General features: G+C 66.3%; 17 protein-coding genes. All 17 read left to right on the forward strand.

All coding sequences use genetic code 11. The features are described 5' to 3' along the window. Window positions 1–39: 39 nt before the first annotated feature. The 17 genes from SAM23877_RS28950 to SAM23877_RS29025 all read left to right on the forward strand — a co-directional run bounded on the left by SAM23877_RS28950 (window position 40) and on the right by SAM23877_RS29025 (window position 16,645). Window positions 40–1,692, forward strand: coding sequence for a terminase large subunit (locus SAM23877_RS28950; RefSeq protein WP_244903014.1), 1,653 nt, complete (start codon window positions 40–42; stop codon window positions 1,690–1,692). Between the two features lie 13 nt (window positions 1,693–1,705). Continuing rightward, the gene (locus SAM23877_RS28955) at window positions 1,706–3,232 is read left to right on the forward strand and encodes a phage portal protein (RefSeq protein ID WP_053139414.1); all 1,527 of its coding nucleotides are present in this window, start codon (window positions 1,706–1,708) and stop codon (window positions 3,230–3,232) included. A 97-nt stretch (window positions 3,233–3,329) separates the two neighbouring features. Further along, window positions 3,330–4,022: a hypothetical protein gene (locus SAM23877_RS28960; protein WP_244903015.1), complete on the forward strand. Its 693-nt coding sequence runs from the start codon at window positions 3,330–3,332 to the stop codon at window positions 4,020–4,022. A 40-nt stretch (window positions 4,023–4,062) separates the two neighbouring features. Then, window positions 4,063–4,695 carry a capsid assembly scaffolding protein Gp46 family protein gene (locus tag SAM23877_RS28965; RefSeq protein ID WP_107408682.1) on the forward strand — a complete coding sequence of 211 codons (633 nt, stop codon included), beginning with the start codon at window positions 4,063–4,065 and terminating at the stop codon, window positions 4,693–4,695. 21 nt (window positions 4,696–4,716) lie between these two features. Then, window positions 4,717–5,112 (forward strand): head decoration protein, encoded by a 396-nt coding sequence (locus SAM23877_RS28970; protein ID WP_053139418.1) that lies wholly within the window; start codon window positions 4,717–4,719, stop codon window positions 5,110–5,112. Window positions 5,113–5,125: 13 nt separating this feature from the next. After that, the gene (locus tag SAM23877_RS28975; RefSeq protein ID WP_053139420.1) at window positions 5,126–6,160 is read left to right on the forward strand and encodes a major capsid protein; all 1,035 of its coding nucleotides are present in this window, start codon (window positions 5,126–5,128) and stop codon (window positions 6,158–6,160) included. After that, window positions 6,157–6,408 (forward strand): hypothetical protein, encoded by a 252-nt coding sequence (locus SAM23877_RS28980; protein WP_159042011.1) that lies wholly within the window; start codon window positions 6,157–6,159, stop codon window positions 6,406–6,408. The genes SAM23877_RS28975 and SAM23877_RS28980 overlap by 4 nt, the downstream gene beginning before the upstream one ends. A 230-nt stretch (window positions 6,409–6,638) precedes the next feature. Beyond that, window positions 6,639–7,019, forward strand: a complete 381-nt coding sequence (locus SAM23877_RS28985) for a hypothetical protein (RefSeq protein WP_244903016.1) — start codon at window positions 6,639–6,641, stop codon at window positions 7,017–7,019. A 17-nt stretch (window positions 7,020–7,036) separates the two neighbouring features. Beyond that, a complete protein-coding gene (locus tag SAM23877_RS28990; protein ID WP_244903017.1) occupies window positions 7,037–7,369 on the forward strand; it encodes a hypothetical protein in 333 nt (110 codons plus the stop codon). After that, entirely contained in the window at window positions 7,366–7,707 is a 342-nt protein-coding gene (locus SAM23877_RS28995; protein WP_244903018.1) for a hypothetical protein, read from the forward strand. The genes SAM23877_RS28990 and SAM23877_RS28995 overlap by 4 nt, the downstream gene beginning before the upstream one ends. After that, window positions 7,700–8,065, forward strand: a complete 366-nt coding sequence (locus SAM23877_RS29000) for a DUF3168 domain-containing protein (protein ID WP_053139425.1) — start codon at window positions 7,700–7,702, stop codon at window positions 8,063–8,065. Before SAM23877_RS28995 ends, SAM23877_RS29000 begins: the two co-directional genes overlap by 8 nt. A gap of 65 nt (window positions 8,066–8,130) precedes the next feature. Then, window positions 8,131–8,730 (forward strand): phage tail tube protein, encoded by a 600-nt coding sequence (locus SAM23877_RS29005; RefSeq protein ID WP_053139426.1) that lies wholly within the window; start codon window positions 8,131–8,133, stop codon window positions 8,728–8,730. A 97-nt stretch (window positions 8,731–8,827) separates the two neighbouring features. Beyond that, a complete protein-coding gene (locus tag SAM23877_RS29010) occupies window positions 8,828–9,151 on the forward strand; it encodes a hypothetical protein (RefSeq protein WP_053139429.1) in 324 nt (107 codons plus the stop codon). Between the two features lie 35 nt (window positions 9,152–9,186). After that, window positions 9,187–9,564 (forward strand): hypothetical protein, encoded by a 378-nt coding sequence (locus SAM23877_RS29015; RefSeq protein ID WP_244903019.1) that lies wholly within the window; start codon window positions 9,187–9,189, stop codon window positions 9,562–9,564. A gap of 3 nt (window positions 9,565–9,567) precedes the next feature. Further along, entirely contained in the window at window positions 9,568–14,274 is a 4,707-nt protein-coding gene (locus SAM23877_RS29020) for an aggregation-promoting factor C-terminal-like domain-containing protein (RefSeq protein WP_053139432.1), read from the forward strand. Next, complete coding sequence (locus SAM23877_RS39700) at window positions 14,274–14,432, forward strand: hypothetical protein (RefSeq protein ID WP_159042012.1); 159 nt, start codon at window positions 14,274–14,276, stop codon at window positions 14,430–14,432. Before SAM23877_RS29020 ends, SAM23877_RS39700 begins: the two co-directional genes overlap by 1 nt. After that, complete coding sequence (locus SAM23877_RS29025; protein WP_063796796.1) at window positions 14,429–16,645, forward strand: hypothetical protein; 2,217 nt, start codon at window positions 14,429–14,431, stop codon at window positions 16,643–16,645. The genes SAM23877_RS39700 and SAM23877_RS29025 overlap by 4 nt, the downstream gene beginning before the upstream one ends. The last annotated feature ends 7 nt before the right edge of the window (window positions 16,646–16,652 follow it).

Here is a 16,652-nt window from a genome sequence, read left to right on the forward strand (position 1 = left end):
CGCGCCCCCGGTCACGATCGCTCCCGCTCGCTCGGGTGGATGGCGGTCGCGTGGATGGAGTACTTCGTCGTGCACGGCCCTGGCGACGTCCAGGGCGAGCCGGTGCGTCACGGAGACGAATACACCGGCTTCGTCGTGGACTGCTACGCGGTCGACGAGCACGCCGGCAAGATGCTCTACGACTCCGCCTTCTTCTCCCGCCCCAAGGGCTGTGACAAGTCCGGCCTAGGCGCCCGCATCGGCCTCTTCGAAGCCTTCGGCCCCTCCCGCTTCGACGGCTGGGCTGAGGGCGGAGAGGTCTACCGCGACCCGTGGGGACTGGGCTTCGAGTACGTCTACGAGCCTGGCGAGCCGATGGGCCGACCAGTCAAGGTCCCGTACCTCCGCATCATGGCGACGGAGGAAGGCCAGACCGGCAACGTCTACGACACCATCCATTTCAACCTGACCGACGAGGCGTCGCCGCTGAGTCAAATCCCGGGAGTCGACCCGGGCCTTACCAAAATCAACCTCCCTGACGGCGGGGAAATTACCCCGTCAACCGCTTCTTCCTCCTCGAAAGATGGCGGCAAGGAAACATGGGTCTGTTTCGACGAAACCCATCTCTATAACACGCCCGAACTTCGCCGTATGTACGCGACGGTTACCCGAAACCTCCGCAAGCGGAAGAAGGGTGCCGGAACGTGGTATCTGGAAACAACCACCATGTTCGCCCCCGGGCAAGACTCCGTCGCTGAGCGCACCTACGAGGAAGCCGAAGCCATCCGCGAGGGTAAGAAGAAGCGCGGTCGCGCTCGTCTTCTTTACGATCACCGCTACGGCGTCTGCAAGAACCTGAAAGACGAGGCCGAACTACGCGCGGCCCTCATCGACTCCTACGGCGACGCCATGGAGTGGATGGACCTGGAGACGCTGGTCGATGACTTCTACGACCTGCGTAACGACAGTGCCGACGGCAAGCGGTACTTCCTCAACTCCCGGACCTCCTCCAGCGACTCGTGGATGGAGCCGGACGCGTGGGAGGTCTGCCGCCGACCGGAGCCGCTCCAGGCCGGTGACCTCGTCACTCTTGGCTTCGACGGCTCCATTCGTGACGACGCCACGGCGCTCGTCGCCTGCCGTGTCTCTGACGGTCACCTCCAGCTCCTAGGAGTCTGGGAGAAGCCCGAAGGGCACGAAGGCGAAGGCTGGCAAGTCGACCGCGAAGCGGTAGACAACTGTGTTGCTCGCGCCTTTGACCGCTACGAGGTCTGCGGCTTCTACTGCGACCCGCCCCACTGGCAAGACTACGTGGACAAGTGGACGTCGGAGTACGCCGAAGGGCTCCAGATAAGCGCTGTGCAATCCCGCCCGCTGGAATGGTGGACGAACCGCCCCACGGCCATGGAACACGCGCTTGACCGCTTCGTCGAAGCCGTTGACGACAAAGCCCTCTCCTTCGCCGGCACCGCTAAGGCGGACGACGAAGAGGAATTCTCGCGGCTGGGCGCCACGCTCACCCGCCACGTCCTCAACGCCAAGCGCCGGCCGATGGGCCGAAATCACATGGGTATCGGCAAGGAGCACCCCAAAAGTCCGAAGAAAATCGACGCCGCTATGGCGGCAGTGCTCGCCTACGAATGCCGCGCGGATGCGGTTGCCGCGGGCATCACGAAGCGCAAGAAAAAGACCGGTCGCCTAGTCGCCTTCTGAGGGAGGTCCGTAAGTGCCTATCGATGCATCGAAGGTGGAGTCTCCCGGATGGTGGCTTCAGCGCCTTGGTAAGAAGCTCCTCGACGAGCGGGAGGACGTCACCGACGCCAGCGGCGAGAAGACTCCGGGGCTCGACACCCTCCGGGACTTCGCCGAAGGTCGACCGCCCGTTCCGCACGTCCTGGGCGTCGACCCGCGCGAGGCGCGAGAGTGGATGAAGGACGCGCGTACCAACTGGACCGCGCTCGTCCTCGACTCCCCGACAGAGCGCATGCACGTCGATGGCTTCCGCTTCGGCGATCCCAACGACGACAGCGAAGACGCCCGCAAGGCGGACACCGAAGCCAACCGCATCTGGCAGGAGAACAGCCTCGACGCGGACGCGGACCTCATCCACTACGGCGCACTTTCCCAGCGACGGGCCTTCGCCCTCGTCGAGCAGGGCGACGAGGGACGTCCCGTCATCACGCACGAGACGCCCCGACAGGTGGCCGTGGAGCACGTCCAGGGTAGCCGGCGGAAGCTCGCTGCGGGCCTGAAGCTCTGGCGCGACGACTGGACCGGGAACACCCGGGCGACGCTCTGGACACCGGACCGGATTTACGACTTCGTCTCCAGATCGGACCTCGTGACCTTCTCCGGTCGCGCGGCAACTCTTCGCGGCTGGGATGCCCTTGTCCTCCCTGATCGTCCCGACGGTGAGCGACCCAACGACCTGGGCATGGTCCCGCTCGTCCCCTTCATCAACCGCCGTAACCGGCGTCTGACCGGCTTCGCTGAGCACGAGGACGTTCTCAGCATTCAGAATCGGATCAACCTCAGCCTGATCAACCTCATGGCCGCGATGAAGTACGGCGCCTTCCGACAGCGCTGGGCGGCCGGCCTGGAGGTCGGGGAGGACCCGGTCACCGGGAGGGCGATCGAGCCCTTCCAGCTCGACATTCGCCGGCTCTGGACGACGGACGACCCCGAAGTGAAGTTCGGCGAGTTCGCCGCAACCGATCTCAAGCCCTACGTCGCAGCCGTGCAGGCGGCCGTGCAGGATCTCGCCGCTATCTCGCGGACGCCTCCGCACTACCTGATTGGTGCAGTCGTCAACGTCTCCGGCGACGCCCTGAAGGCCGCGGAAACGGGTCTGATCAGCAAGGTTCGGGACCGTCAGCGCTCCTTCGGCGAATCTTGGGAGCAAACCATGAGGCTGGCCTTCCGCGTCCTGGGCGACGAGGCGAAGGCGACGACCTTCACCGCTGAGACCCTCTGGCGTGACCCGGAATCCCGCAGCATCGCGGAGCTTGCCGACGCTGCCGTGAAAAAGAGCACTGCCGGCGTTCCGTGGCGTCAGCGCATGGAGGACATGGGTTACACCCCGGCGCAGATCTCCCGCATGGAGATCGACCGGGCGGCCGACGCGATGAATGCTCAGACAGCCGTCGACCCGACCATGCCGCCTCCGGCCTCACTTGACGACGCTCGCGCACGACGTGATCAGCGCCCGGTGATCGGACGAGAGGACGACGACGATGCCGCTAACGCCGCTTGATCGGCGCTACGGCTCCGCGGTCCGAAGTATTTGGACGAGCGTCCTGGGAAGGACCAACCGGTCCTTCCTGGGGCTGGGCTCGTGGCGTGACGCGGACATGCGCCGCTTCCAGCGACAGGCTCTCCCCATCATCCTGGCCGGCGAACGCCAAGTAGCGACGCTGACGGCGTCCTACCTGGAACAGCTCTACAGGGACGAGGACCCCCGGGGCCGCCGTGCTCGGCTCGACCTTGACGCTGTGACGGGCCAGGCCCTCCGTGGCGTCGACCCTTCCGACGTCTACGAACGGCCTTTCAAGGAACTGCGCGCCGCTTTGGGCGATGACGTCTCCCTCGACGAGGCCGTCAACCGGGGCGCTCACCGTCTCGAAACCCTCGTGAAGACGGACCTGCAACTTGCTCGCACGCACACTGTTCGCGAAGTGTCGGCCGACATGCCGCGCTTCACGTACACCGTCCGTGAGCTGCAAGGGGAATACGACTGCGCCCTCTGCATCATCGCCTCCACGCAGCGCTACCACAAGCGCAACCTAGCCCCGATCCACCCCGGCTGTGACTGCCTCGTCAAGACGGTCACCGCCGACTACGACCCGGGCCAGGTCATCGACGAGGAGACGCTAGAGCGGCTTCACGACCTCGTGGAGGAGGCCGTGGGCAAGGCGGACCGCGGAGGACGCGCGGTCGATTACCGAAAGATCATCGTCGCCAACGATCACGGCGAGATGGGGCCCGTTCTGGGCTTCAAGGGCCAGCGATTCACCGGGCCCGACGACATCAACCTTCCGACCTGACGCCCGCCATGGGCCGACGACTCCCGACAGGGGATACCGCATGCCTCGACGCACTCTCGCACGCCGTACCAACCTTCTGACCCTGGCGCACGAGCCGTGGACTCTCTACGAGGACGACCCGGGAGCCGGCGGGGGAGGTGGTGGAGGCGGCACGTCCGTCAACGAGCACGGGTACCCCGACGCGACCCCCGTCGCCGACATGACGTCGGAACACCAGGTCGCCTACTGGAAGCACCACGCCCGCAAGCACGAGGCTGCGGCGAAGTCGGCCCCCGACGCTGCGGAGCTGGAGCGCCTCCGGGCCGCTGAGGCAGAGCTGAACACCCGCAGGGCCGCGGAGCTGAGCGAGACGGAGCGACTCCAGAAGGAGCGCGACGAAGCCGCCGCAGAAGCCGCTACCGCGAAGGCGGAGCGCGACGCCGCAGCGCGCAAGGCACTCCTCCTCGAAGTCGCCGCGGACAAGGGTCTGACCCCCGCGCAGGCTGCGCGCCTCCAGGGCTCCACGAAGGAGGAGCTGGAGGCCGACGCCGACGCGCTGAAGGCGGAGTTCGGCTCGACCGGCGGACAGGGGACCCCCGTCCCTCGCTCTGGCGGCAACCGGGGAGGCGACGTCGGCAACTCCGGCGGCGTGTCGACGGGTGCTGAGCGCTTCCGCCAGAAGCACGGCAAGTAACCACCACCTCTTGGAGGACACATGGACCTCAACCTGAAGGTTGAGTCTTTCACTCAGGACCGCCGGGATTGGCTGGGGTCCGCTCACGGCACCGACGCCCCCGTCTCCGTGACCCTCGACGTCTCGAAGTTCACGAAGGCCACTCACTACCCGGACGGCTACATCAAGTCGGGTCTGCCGCTGGGCAAGATCACGACCGGCGGCAAGTACGGCCCCTACGACGACACGGCCACCGACGGCCGACAGACCCTCGTGGGCTTCCTCTTCACCGCCCAGGACGTCGACGCCCGCAAGGTGGCGTCAACTTCCGTCGTCGGGTCGATGCTCATCCATTGCTTCATCCGTGAGGCGAAGCTCCCCGTCGCCGTCGACGCTGCCGGAAAGACCGACGTCGCCGGCCGCATCATCTTCGTCTGAGAGGCCCTGATACATGCAGCTCATCACTGAGTACGCGACTCCCGCGGAACTCACCGGCTACGCCCGCGAGGCGCTCCGGTTCCGCGAGGAGAACGCGCTCAACCTGAACCGGTGGCTCCCCAACGAGACCATCAACGACCTGACGTTCCGGTTCAACCGGGGCGGAGGCGGACTCACGGAGGCGGCGAACTTCCGCGCCTTCGACGCTGAGTCGGACATTGCGACCCGCTCCGGCGGGGCCCGGGTGAGCGGCGAACTGCCGCCCATCTCGCGGAAGATGCCCGTTGGCGAGTACGAGCAGATCCGCATGCGGAACGTCGACACGCAGAACGCCGAGATCCGCGACGCCATGGAGTCCGACTCCGTGAAGCTCGTCGCGCAGATCGCCGCGCGGCTGGAGCTTGCCCGCGGACAGGCCCTCTTCAACGGCTCCGTCACCCTGAACGAAAACGGCGTCCAGGCGTCCGTGGACTTCGGCCGGTCGGCGACCCACTCGGTCACCATCGCCGACAGCGCGCTCCAGTGGGACAAGACCGAGGCTGCGAAGGCGTACGACGACCTCCAGAAGTGGCTAGAGGTCTACAACGACACGAACGGCCATCTTCCGGCGTACACCCTGATGTCCCGCAAGGTGTACAACTTCCTGCGGCAGAACAAGCAGATCCGAGAACTCGCGTTCGCTGGCTCTGCCTCCGCCCCGGGTGTCCTGACGCGCGAGGGGCTGAACAGCGTCCTTGGTCAGTACGACATCCCGCCCATCGAGATCTACGACGCCAAGGTGAGCGTCAGCGGCGCCACCACGCGCATCACTCCGGAGGACAAGCTTCTCTTCCTGCCCGAGCAGGGTGACGCGGCCGGTAAGACCCTGTGGGGTGTGCCGGTGGAGGCGAACGACCCGCGCTACGGCCTGGCCGGTGACGCTGCGGGTATCGCGGTCGGCGGCTACAAGTCGGAGGACCCACAGACCGTGTGGACTCGCGCGACTGCCATCGCCCTTCCGATCGTTGCGAACCCTGACCTGACCTTCGTCGCGGACGTGATTGCGTGAGTGAAGCACGCTGGGTCCGCGTCAGCGAGTCGACGGTTGACCCTCTTCGTCCTGTGATCACGTTCAGGGATGTTTCGAAGGTGTCGACTGTGACCGTGCGCGGCGTCGCAAACAGCACGGGCATCGCCGATGGCTACTACGTGGAACTTGACGGCGTCCGTACCGTCGGCCCGTTCGCAACCGTCGTTGAGGCAGAAGACCTCGTAGAAGCTCTGCTCTCGCCGTACTTCCCCGACCTCCCATCCTGAAGGAGCCCGAACCGTGGCCAAGCTACGTACCTTCGTCCACGTGACGGACGACGAGGGCCGCCCCCACGCGTTCGGCCCCGCGGACGAGGTCCCGACGTGGGCTCAGGCCCTCATCACCAACCCGAAGGCGTGGGCGGAGGCGCCAGTCGCGCAAAACGACTCACGCGTCACCGCCCCGTCTGCGAAGCCCGCTGCGAAGCGCGCTGCGCCACGGCGGAAGGCGGGCGGCAGTGGCACTGTTCAGTGAGGCTGAACTCCGCACGCTCCTGAAGCGTCCCCTCACGGCCGACGAGTGCACGCTTGCTCACGACCTCACCGAAGACGCGTTCTACGGTGAGGTTGGGGAGCGGCTGACGGACCCGCCTCAGCGCGGAGTCAAGTCCGTCGCCCTGGCCGTCGCCGCCCGCATCCTGACGAACCCCGCGGGGGTCCGGTCGGAGCAAGCGGGCGGCATGCTCGTCAGCTACGCCGACTCCGAGACAGGCGTCATGCTCTCGGAGGACGAGCGTAAGCGACTGCGACGTGCCGTCGGCATGGCGGCCGGCGCCTCGTCCCTGGACATCGCTCCGGAGGACTACTGCCCGCCTGTGAGGGTCTGGAGGGCGCTGTGAGCCTGGTAGCCCAGCTCATGTCTGAGACCCTCATCATCGAGCGCCCCGGGGAGCCCGTCCGGGATTCCACGGGGTCGGAGGTCCCCGGTCCGCCCGTCCGGATCACCGTCGAGAACTCATCGATCATGAGCCCTTACGGCGTCACGGTCGGCTCTTCGACGGAGACTCACGACGCATCGACGGTCATCGACACCCGACGCGTCTTCGCCGCTCCACTAGGCACCGACGTGCGACCCGCGGACAAGATCCTCCGGGGTGACGAGGTGTGGCAGGCGGAGGGCGAGCCCCTTGCCTTCCCCCTGACGTCGCTGGCCCGGGTGGAGATCTATGTGAAGCGGGTGAGCGGATGACGAACGGACCCCGCCCCACCTACCGGGGCAATTACCGCGGCATCGGCCGGATGTTCCAGCGTCCGTGGATGCAGCGTGGCGTGCGGAAATTCGCGGTTCAGATGAAGGAAGTGGCGGAGGCTGGCTCACCCCGTGAGACGGGCGAGTACGCATCGAGCTTCGACGTCGCCCCGCTCTGGAAGAACATCCCCTTCAAGGGCAAGCCTCGCATGCGTGCCGGCGCACGGCTGGTCAACACGAGCGACCACGCCCGTCACGTCGAGTACGGCAACGGGGAGACTCCCCGGTACGCCGTCCTCCACAAGGCCGTCGACACGATGAAGGCTGCCCATGGCTGACATCGAAGCTGTCCTGAACCCCTGGGCGGAGGCGCTGACCGGCGTCAAGGCCGGCGCGGAGACTCCGCCGGAGCTGGAGAAGAGGCTCCCGCGCATTCGGATTCAGCGCGACGGAGGAGCCGACGCACGGTTCTCGTCGCACCCGCGTGTGTTCGTCGATGTCTTCGCCGCCACGGCGGACGAGGCGCGGACACTCGCCAACGCCCTGCGGGATGCCTTGCTCTTCCTTCACGGCCCGGTGAACGGTGCAGTCATCCGCTCCGTCCGATGTGACTCCGGCCCCTCTCGGCAACCGTGGACTAACGAGCTGATTCACCGACGAGGCGCCACCTACACCGTGTCCTTCCGGGACGCGTAACCCCCTGACACCCCGACCCGACGTCCATTGTGACGCGCGGGTCTCTCGCATGCCCTGGAGGGCTCATGGCGGATACCCGCAACGCGGATTTGACGTTCGGCGCAACTGACTACCTCGTCCACCTGGCGCCGATGAACGCCACGAAGCCGGCTGACTTCGCGGACCCCGCGACCCCGTGGCAGTGCCTCGGGTGGATCACGACCGATGGCGGCACGTTCACCATCGAGGAGGAGAGCCAGGACGTCAACGCCGCCGGCTCCCTGGAGCCGATCCGGACCCTGATGACCCGGTCGACGAAGAGCCTTCAGGTCACCTTCCTGGAGGGTCTCAACCCCCTCGTCCGCAGCCTCTACGACAACGTCCCACTTGAGTCGCTGCGTCCAGACACCACGAGCGGCATCGCGACCTACGACCTCCCCGACAAGCCGAACGATCTTCGGTATGCCTTTGTTTTCGACACCATCGACGGAGACAAGAAGCTCAGGTACTACATGCCGAACGGCAAGGTCATCGAGCGCGGGGACGAGCAGCCCCAGACCGAGGACGTCATGTCGGTGCAGATGACCATGCGCTTCTACAAGGGCGCGTCGAACGCTGCGGCCGTGACCCGTTTCATCGACTACGGAGCGGCCGACGTGACGGACTTCTTCCCGGAGGCTCCGTAAGTGACCAGCGGGGCCCGTATCTGCGCGGGTCCGGGCCCCGCTTCATCTCTTCGACCCGCGCAAAACGACTCACGCAACAGACCTAGGAGACCCGCGCATGTCCGAGACCACTAGCCCCGCTGAGGCGCAGGAGAACGAGGCGACGGAGGAGTACGCCACGGCTGAACTGTGCGGCACTGAGCTTCGCGTGAAGAGCGCCCTGCACTGGCGCCCCTCGCACATGCGAGCCCTGCGACAGAGCGACTTCGACACCTGGGCGGCTGGCGTCCTGCACGAGGAGGACGTGGAGAAGTTCATCGACCTCGACGCGACCTTCGCTGAGATCTTCGACTTCGTCGGCAAGGCCAGTGAAGCCGTTGGTGAGCCAGTGGGAAAGTCCACCGCACGTGCGCGCTCCTCGCGCAGCACGCGGAAGCGCTAGAGGCTGACATCCCGCGGTACTACCCCGGCTGGACCGTGCTGGACGTGTACCGCGGGAGGCTCTCCCTCCGTACGCTGCGCATCTGGATCGAGCATCTGCCGCCGGAGAGTGCGACGAAGACGGCCATCCGCGCGAGCATCCCGCAAAAGGTGCTGGAGGAGCACACCGACGAAGGCCGTCCCGACCTGGCTCCGTGGAGTGGGACGGAGACGCTCCTCGCGTCCGTCAAGGACGAGGTTGTGAAGCTGCGCCTGGCGCTCATCGCCGTCAACGGCGGCAAGCCTGGCGAGTTCCAGCCGACGCCACGCCCCGGCATCCCGCCCAAGCACAAGCCCAAGCACAAGCGACTGAGTGATGAGCAGCGCCGCGCCCTCGACCCGCGGCTGAGAAACCAGCCGGAGAAGGAGGCGTAGCCCATGGCCGCAGGCCTGGACATTGTCGGAACCGTGGGCGTGGACGTCGTACCCGTCGCGCCGCTTTTCCACGAGAAGCTGAAGGCCATTGCCCTCCCCGCCGCTAGAAGCGCTGGTGAGGACGCGGGCCGCGCCTTCGGCGACGCCATGTCGCGCCACATCACCGTGGCAATCCCGTCCGCCATCAACAACGGCGGACGGGCAGCACGGACAGCGTCAACGCGACAGGGCGACGACAACGCTGGCGCCTTCGGGCGGGCCTTCAAGAACCGCCTTCAGGTGGCGTTCCGCTCCCTCCCGCGTCCTGACGTCCGCCTCTCGACAACGGGCTTCGACGCCGACCTTGCTCGCGTCCGCGCCCGCATGGAGACGCTGAGCGGGAAGCGCATCGGCATTGACGTTGACGTGGCGACGGCTGCGGCGGAGATCGAGACCATCGACGCCCAGCTTGCGGCGCTGGGCTCCCGCTCCCCGAACGTGCAGGTTCGCGCGGATATCGCCACGGCCCGCGCTGAGCTAGCCGCGATTCAGCGGCAGATCAACGACGTAGACCGCGACGACGTCAACATCAAGGTCAGGGCCAACACGGCGCAGGCTCAGGCCTCCCTCCTCGCCCTGTCGGCGTCGCTTGCGGGGATCGCCATCATTCCCGCCATCCCGGTTTTGGCCGCAGGTATCGGGGCTATCGCATCCGCGGCACTCGCGGCCGGCGCTGGCGTCGGAGCCTTCGCCCTGGCGGCAATTCCCGCCGTCCAAGGGGTAACCAAGGTCATACAGGCGAAGACGGCTGCGGAGAAGGAAGCCGCAACCGCGACGGACAATGGCGCTGCTGCCAGCGTGAAAGCCGCACAGAACGCCCTCCAGATGGCGACTGCTCAGCAGTCCCTTGCCGCCGCTCACCGCAACGCCGCCCGCTCCATCGCCCAGGCTAACCGCCAGGTGGAGGACGCAGAGCGCGCCCTTGGCCAGGCGGCAGCGCGTGCCATGGAACAGCGCGAGCAAGCAGCCAAGGCCGTCGAGCGCGCGGAGCGTGCGCTTGCCGACTCCAAGCGCGCCGTTCAGGCGGCAGAGCGCTCCCTGATCGACGCGCAGGAGGACGCGACACAGGCTCAGCAGGATCTCACCCGTGCCCGTCAGGATGCTGCGCAGAAGCTCGCGGACCTGAACGACGAGCTGGAGCGGGGCAAGCTTGACGAGCGAGACGCCACTCTCCGCGTCCGTGAGGCACAGGAGGAACTCAACCGAGTTCAGCGCGAGTTCGACGCCGGCAAGGCGACGGAACTTCAGCTCCAGCGGGCCCAGCTCGCCTACGACCAGTCCGTTCAGGCTGCGGCGCAGCAGAAGAAGGATTACGCGCAGCTCCAGAAGGATGCGGAGGCCGCGAAGAAGGCCGGCGTCGACGGGAGCGACGAGGTCAAGAGCGCCTCTGAGCGCCTGGCCGACGCGCAGCAGAACGTGCGTGATCAGCTCCAGGCCGTCGTGGACGCTCAGCAGAACGTGCGTGATCAGGCGGAAGCCGTTGCTGACGCGCAGACCGACGCCGCCCGAGCGCAGGTGGAGGCGGCTCAGACCGTCGCGGACGCACAACGGGCCCTGTCCGACGCCGTGCAGAACGCCGCCGACACGCAGGTTCAGGCCGCGGACTCCATCACCTCCGCGGAGCGGGGCGTCGAAGCGGCTCGCCTGTCGTCCATCGACACCACGGCGAAGGCCGTCACGAAGGCGGACGAGTACCGTAAGGCACTCGCGAACTTGACGCCGGAACAGCGGGCGCTTTACGACTCGCTCGCGGGCCCCCAGGGACTCATTCCGGCATTCAAGGAATGGTCGAAGTCCCTTCAGCCCGACGTCCTCCCGATCTTCACGCGGATGGTCAACGGCGCGAAGCGGGCACTCCCCGGCCTGACGCCGCTCGTCAAGAGCACTTCCGACGGTATTCAGGAGGTAATGGACCGCGCGAGTGCGGACCTGAAGGAGCCGTTCTGGCAGCGCTTCAAGACGGGTATTTCGACGGCGGCAAAGCCCGCTATCGAAGGTCTGGGAATTGGGTTCGGCAATGTCTTCAAGGGCATGGCCGGCGTCCTGGAAGCGTTCTTCCCGCACATGGACTCCATATCGGAGCGCATGCAGCGGATCACGAAGAGGTTCGCTGACTGGGGCACGGGCCTTCGCGGGTCCAAGGAATTCGAAGACTTCCTGAGCTACGCGAAGGAGATGGGCCCATTCGTCTCCGAGACGCTGAGGAAACTCGGCGCCGCACTGTTCGACCTGGCGAAGTCGCTGGAGCCCCTGTCCCGGATAATTCTCGAAACTCTCGGGAATGTAGCCGACGCAATCCGGTACGTCGCCGAGAATGCGCCATGGGCAATTCAGCTCCTGTACGGCCTGTGGGTCGCGACGAAGCTGTGGAACCTGGCCATGGCGATGAATCCCATCGGCGCCGTCATCATGGGAATCGCCCTTCTGGCCCTGGGGCTCAAGTACCTCTGGGACAACAACGAGGGATTCCGGGAGGTCGTAACCGCAGCCTGGAACGCCATCCGGGACAAGACGGTAGAAATCTGGGAGCGCTATCTCCGGCCGTTCTTCGAGTGGTTCGGCGCTATCGTCATGTGGCTCTGGGAGCACGTGATCAGGCCGTATATCGGCTTCCTGATCGCCTACTGGAAGCAGGTGGGCGAAGTCTTCAAGTGGGTGTGGGACCACTGGCTCAAACCCTACATCGACTTCCTCATTGCCTACTGGACGAAGGTGGGGGAGGTATTCAAGTGGGTCTGGGATAACCTCCTGAAGCCCTACATTGACTTCCTCATTGCCTACTGGCTGCGCGTCGGCGACGTCCTCAAGTGGGTATGGGATCACTTCTGGCGCCCCATCATCGGCTTCATCGGTGAGCTGATTGTGTGGTGGTGGAACAACATCGTGAAGCGCTATTTCGGCTTCGTGATGGATATCCTTCGCGCCGTCGGTGGAGTCTTCAAATGGCTCTACGACAAGGGCGTGAAGCCGCACGTCGACTTCATCAGTGACAAGGTTTCGTGGCTCTGGAACAAGGGACTGAAGCCGGCCTTTGACAAGATCAAGGAAGGCGTAAGGCTCGTCGGAGAAGGATTCCGGCACGCCAAGGACGCCATTGGCAAAAACTGGGGACAGATCTCCAACATTGCCAAAAAGCCCGTGAACTTCCTGATCGAGTGGGTTTACACAAAGGGAATCAAGGCCCTCTTCGACGGCGTCGGTAAGTACGTCGGAATGGACCCGCTCCCGCCCGGTCCTAAGCTCCTCGAAGCCGGCGGAACCGTCGGCGACGGCTGGGGCGTAGCGAAGCCGATGAAGGTCAACCGACCGACGGCAATCGTCGGTGAGGGAAACCCGCGGTACCCCGAATTCGTCATCCCGACGGACCCCAAGTACCGCTCTCGTGCGGTCGCTCTCCACGCTCAGGCTGGCACTCAGCTCCTAGAGGACGGCGGCATCATCGGCGGTGCGTGGGACTGGACGAAGGACACTTTCTCCGACGTCATAGGAACGGGCATTGACTGGGCGAAGCAAGCCGCGGACCTCATGGTCAACCCGTCGAAGATCTGGGACAGGCTCACGAAGCCGGTCCTGGCAAAGGTGGCTGACGGTGTCGGTGACTCGCCCTACGGCAAGACCCTGGGGAAGCTCCCCGTCAAGATGGTCGGTGGCCTAAGGGATAAGCTGATCGACGCTGTGACCTCCCTGACCGCCGAAAACGGGGGATGGGGCGGACAGTGGCAGAAGCCTGTGAACGCCGGCATCGGAACCAAGTTCGGCGTACCTGGCGCCATGTGGTCCAGCGGGTATCACACGGGCCTCGACTTTCCCGCAGCGACGGGGACGCCGGTCAAGGCCGTGGCAAACGGACGCGTCTCGAAGGCCGCAAGCGGAGGCCCCTACGGCAAGCACGTGATCATCGATCACGGCGGGGGACTCCAGTCGCTCTATGCTCACCTCTCCAAGATCCGCACGACGTTTCCGAAGAACCATAACGGGGGCTCCCGGATCGGCGACGTGGGCGCGACGGGCAACACCACGGGCCCTCACCTTCACCTGGAGGCGAGGCTGAACGGCCGTGCCGTCGACCCCATGAAGTACCTGAGTGGGGGAGGCGGAGGAGCCGCAGCCGTCGGCGCAGCGCAGAAGTACGCGAAGTCCATCCTGGACAACTACGGCTGGGGCTCCTCGCAGTTCGCCCCGCTGAAGAAGCTGTGGGAGGGCGAGTCCAACTGGCGCTGGAACGCGGAGAACCCGTCCTCCGGCGCCTACGGCATCCCGCAGGCACTCCCCGCGTCAAAGATGGCCGCGGCCGGCGCGGACTGGCGGACGAACTACAAGACGCAGATCCGGTGGGGCCTCGACTACATCAAGGGCCGTCCGGACTACGGCTCCCCGTCCGCGGCCTACTCGAAATGGCTCGCTCGCTCCCCGCACTGGTACGACGACGGTGGCTACCTCCAGCCAGGTCTTTCCCTCGTCGCCAATGGCACGGGACGCCCTGAGCCCGTCTTCACCGGCTCTCAGTGGGCCGACATCCGCGCCGCGAAGAGCGGAGGCGGACCGGCGACGGTCAATGCCGCTGTGCGTGTCTTCGTCGGTGACCGCGAAATCACCGACATCGTCCGCACGGAGATCGACACCTACGACTCCGCGACTGCAACCGATCTCAACAACGGAAGGTGGGACTGATGTCCGACGAGACTCCCGAGACTCCGACGGAGCCGACCCCGGAGCCGCCGGTCACCGTAGAGGTGCCGCCGATCGTCGACTACGGCACCGTGCCGGCGGACCCGCCCGCGGAGCCGCTCCCGTACACCCCCGGTGAGCGGGGGGCCGAAGGCGGATGAGCGTCCCCACCAACCTCCTCAGCGCGAACGTGGAGTCGGTGGAGACGGACGTGAGCGGGTGGACTGCGGGAGCGAACACAACGCTCTTCAAGTCCACCCGCTTCTACGCGGGGGCCGCCTCACTCGGGCTGCAAGCCTCCGCGGCTGGCACAGTGACGGCGACGACGGCATCACGCGTCGCCGTTACGGCCGGCAGCGTCTATCAGGCCTACGCCTACTTCGTGAACCTCGTTGCGATAGCGGGCCGGACGTCGACGATCCGCATCAGTTGGTACTCCGCCCCGACCGGCGGGTCGGCGATATCGACGTCCACCAGCACAGCGACGACGCTGACCACCACGACGGAGTGGAACACCCCTCCGCCGCAGGTTACTGCCGCTGCACCCGCTGGAGCCACTCACGCCGCCATCACCGTGACGGTCACCGGGCTGGGCTCCGGTGCTCAGGTGGCCGTGGACCGCATCACCTTCGGACTTCCGAACAACAACCAGACGTACAACGTCATGCCCTACACGGCGTCGAGCGTGGAGGGGGACGCGTCCGAATGGACGGTCCTGGAGAACACCACCCTCACCCGCACCACAGCACTCGCCTTTGAGGGTTGGTACAGCCTCGTCCTGACGTCGACGGCCGCCGGGCAGATGCGCGCCATGGGCCCCGCCGTGTCGGTCACTCCCGGCACTACGTACATGGCTCAGATGGTGGCGCGGAACGCCTCTCCGCCGATGCGCGTAGACATCTACTGGTACGACTCGGTAGGTACGCAGATCCTGACGACCACGGGCAACCCGTGGACTCTCAGCTCGTCGGCGTGGACCCCGTGCAACACGGTCGCCGTTGCTCCGCTCGACGCTGCAACCGCACGACTGGTCATCGCGCCCACCGCTACGGCCGGAGGCCAGGCGTGGACCTGCGACATCATGCGCTTCCTGAACCTGACGCCCGCCCTCGTGCCGGGGAACCTGATCCCCTACGCACAGAGTGACGTGGAGGGCGGCATCACCGGGTGGACGGTGACCGGAGCAACGGCGACGCTCAGCACCGCCTACGCCTACAACGGCGACTACTCCGCAGCTATCGTCGCAGCCGGCGGAGATCTGACCATCGCCCTCGACGTCACGCCCGTGACTCCGATCATCCCCGGGCAGTCCTACCAACTGAAGGTGCCCACGAGGTCCCCCTCCGGCGCCCTTCCCTTCACCACGCGGTTCGAGTGGCTCGACGCTACTGGGGCCGTTCTTCGCGACCGGTGGCAGAGCTGGGTAGTCACTGACTCAAGTGGCTGGTACCTGGGACCCTCCGGCGACATTGCGCCGGAAGGCGCTGTCTCCGTCCGCGTGTCGGTCGGCCTCGTCGACGTGCCCGGCGGGCACACGTTCTACGTCGACCGGGTACAGATCGTCCCGGGAGGCCTCACTGTCGCTGCCACACCAGCAGCGGGAGGAGGAGCCGCCCTCGTGGTCAGCGGCCTGTCCTCTGGCGGGCCTGACTGGACATGGACCCTCGTCCGGCTGGACGGGGACGGAGGCACAGCTCCCGTCCGTGGATGGACGGGGGACCTCACCGACCAACCGGTAACCGGCGACATCGCCGCCATCACCGACTACGAAGCGCCCCTTGGCGTGCCCGTCACGTGGCGCGTCACCATCACCTCCCCGTCCGGCGCCTCGTGGCGGAACTACACCTGCGACCCGGTCACCCTGCTGGCGGACGACACGGACGTCTGGCTGAAAGACCCGGGTCTCCCGCAGCGCAGCGTCCAGCTAACCGTGGGCACGCCCATGCCGACGTGGCGCACGACCGCCCGCCAGGGCGTCAGTCAGGTCCGCGGCCGGCGACTACCCGTCGTCATCAGCGACGTGCGGGGCGGCAAAACCGGCGACCTCACAGTCGTCACGGAGACGACCGCGGAGCGCCAGGCCCTCGAATGGGTCCTGAGCGCCGGGAGCATCCTCCTCCTTCAGTGGCCCCCGGGCTGGGGGGAAGAGGACATGTACGTGTCCGTCGGTGACGTCAGTGCCGCACCGGTCGCCGATCACGCGGCGTTCCACGACCGGACATGGGTCCTCCCGCTGACGGAGGTCGACCGGCCCATCGGCGGCGTCACGGGCAGCGCGACCCGCACGTGGCAGCTCGTCAAGGACGCCGGGCCCACCTGGGCGGACGTCCTCTCCGGCAAGACATCGTGGCTCGACATCTACACGGGAGCGTGAGGCACTG

It is taken from the genome of Streptomyces ambofaciens ATCC 23877, assembly GCF_001267885.1.
Classification (GTDB): domain Bacteria; phylum Actinomycetota; class Actinomycetes; order Streptomycetales; family Streptomycetaceae; genus Streptomyces; species Streptomyces ambofaciens.

Bases quoted from the DNA above. Each gene is read 5' to 3' on its own strand.
- SAM23877_RS28960 (WP_244903015.1), top strand. From the start codon at position 3,330: ATGCGCCGCTTCCAGCGACAGGCTCTCCCCATCATCCTGGCCGGCGAA.
- SAM23877_RS29000 (WP_053139425.1), top strand. From the start codon at position 7,700: ATGGCTGACATCGAAGCTGTCCTGAACCCCTGGGCGGAGGCGCTGACC.
- SAM23877_RS28990 (WP_244903017.1), top strand. From the start codon at position 7,037: ATGTCTGAGACCCTCATCATCGAGCGCCCCGGGGAGCCCGTCCGGGAT.
- SAM23877_RS28995 (WP_244903018.1), top strand. From the start codon at position 7,366: ATGACGAACGGACCCCGCCCCACCTACCGGGGCAATTACCGCGGCATC.
- SAM23877_RS28970 (WP_053139418.1), top strand. From the start codon at position 4,717: ATGGACCTCAACCTGAAGGTTGAGTCTTTCACTCAGGACCGCCGGGAT.
- SAM23877_RS29020 (WP_053139432.1), top strand. From the start codon at position 9,568: ATGGCCGCAGGCCTGGACATTGTCGGAACCGTGGGCGTGGACGTCGTA.
- SAM23877_RS28965 (WP_107408682.1), top strand. From the start codon at position 4,063: ATGCCTCGACGCACTCTCGCACGCCGTACCAACCTTCTGACCCTGGCG.
- SAM23877_RS28975 (WP_053139420.1), top strand. From the start codon at position 5,126: ATGCAGCTCATCACTGAGTACGCGACTCCCGCGGAACTCACCGGCTAC.
- SAM23877_RS28950 (WP_244903014.1), top strand. From the start codon at position 40: ATGGCGGTCGCGTGGATGGAGTACTTCGTCGTGCACGGCCCTGGCGAC.
- SAM23877_RS39700 (WP_159042012.1), top strand. From the start codon at position 14,274: ATGTCCGACGAGACTCCCGAGACTCCGACGGAGCCGACCCCGGAGCCG.
- SAM23877_RS29010 (WP_053139429.1), top strand. From the start codon at position 8,828: ATGTCCGAGACCACTAGCCCCGCTGAGGCGCAGGAGAACGAGGCGACG.
- SAM23877_RS29025 (WP_063796796.1), top strand. From the start codon at position 14,429: ATGAGCGTCCCCACCAACCTCCTCAGCGCGAACGTGGAGTCGGTGGAG.
- SAM23877_RS29005 (WP_053139426.1), top strand. From the start codon at position 8,131: ATGGCGGATACCCGCAACGCGGATTTGACGTTCGGCGCAACTGACTAC.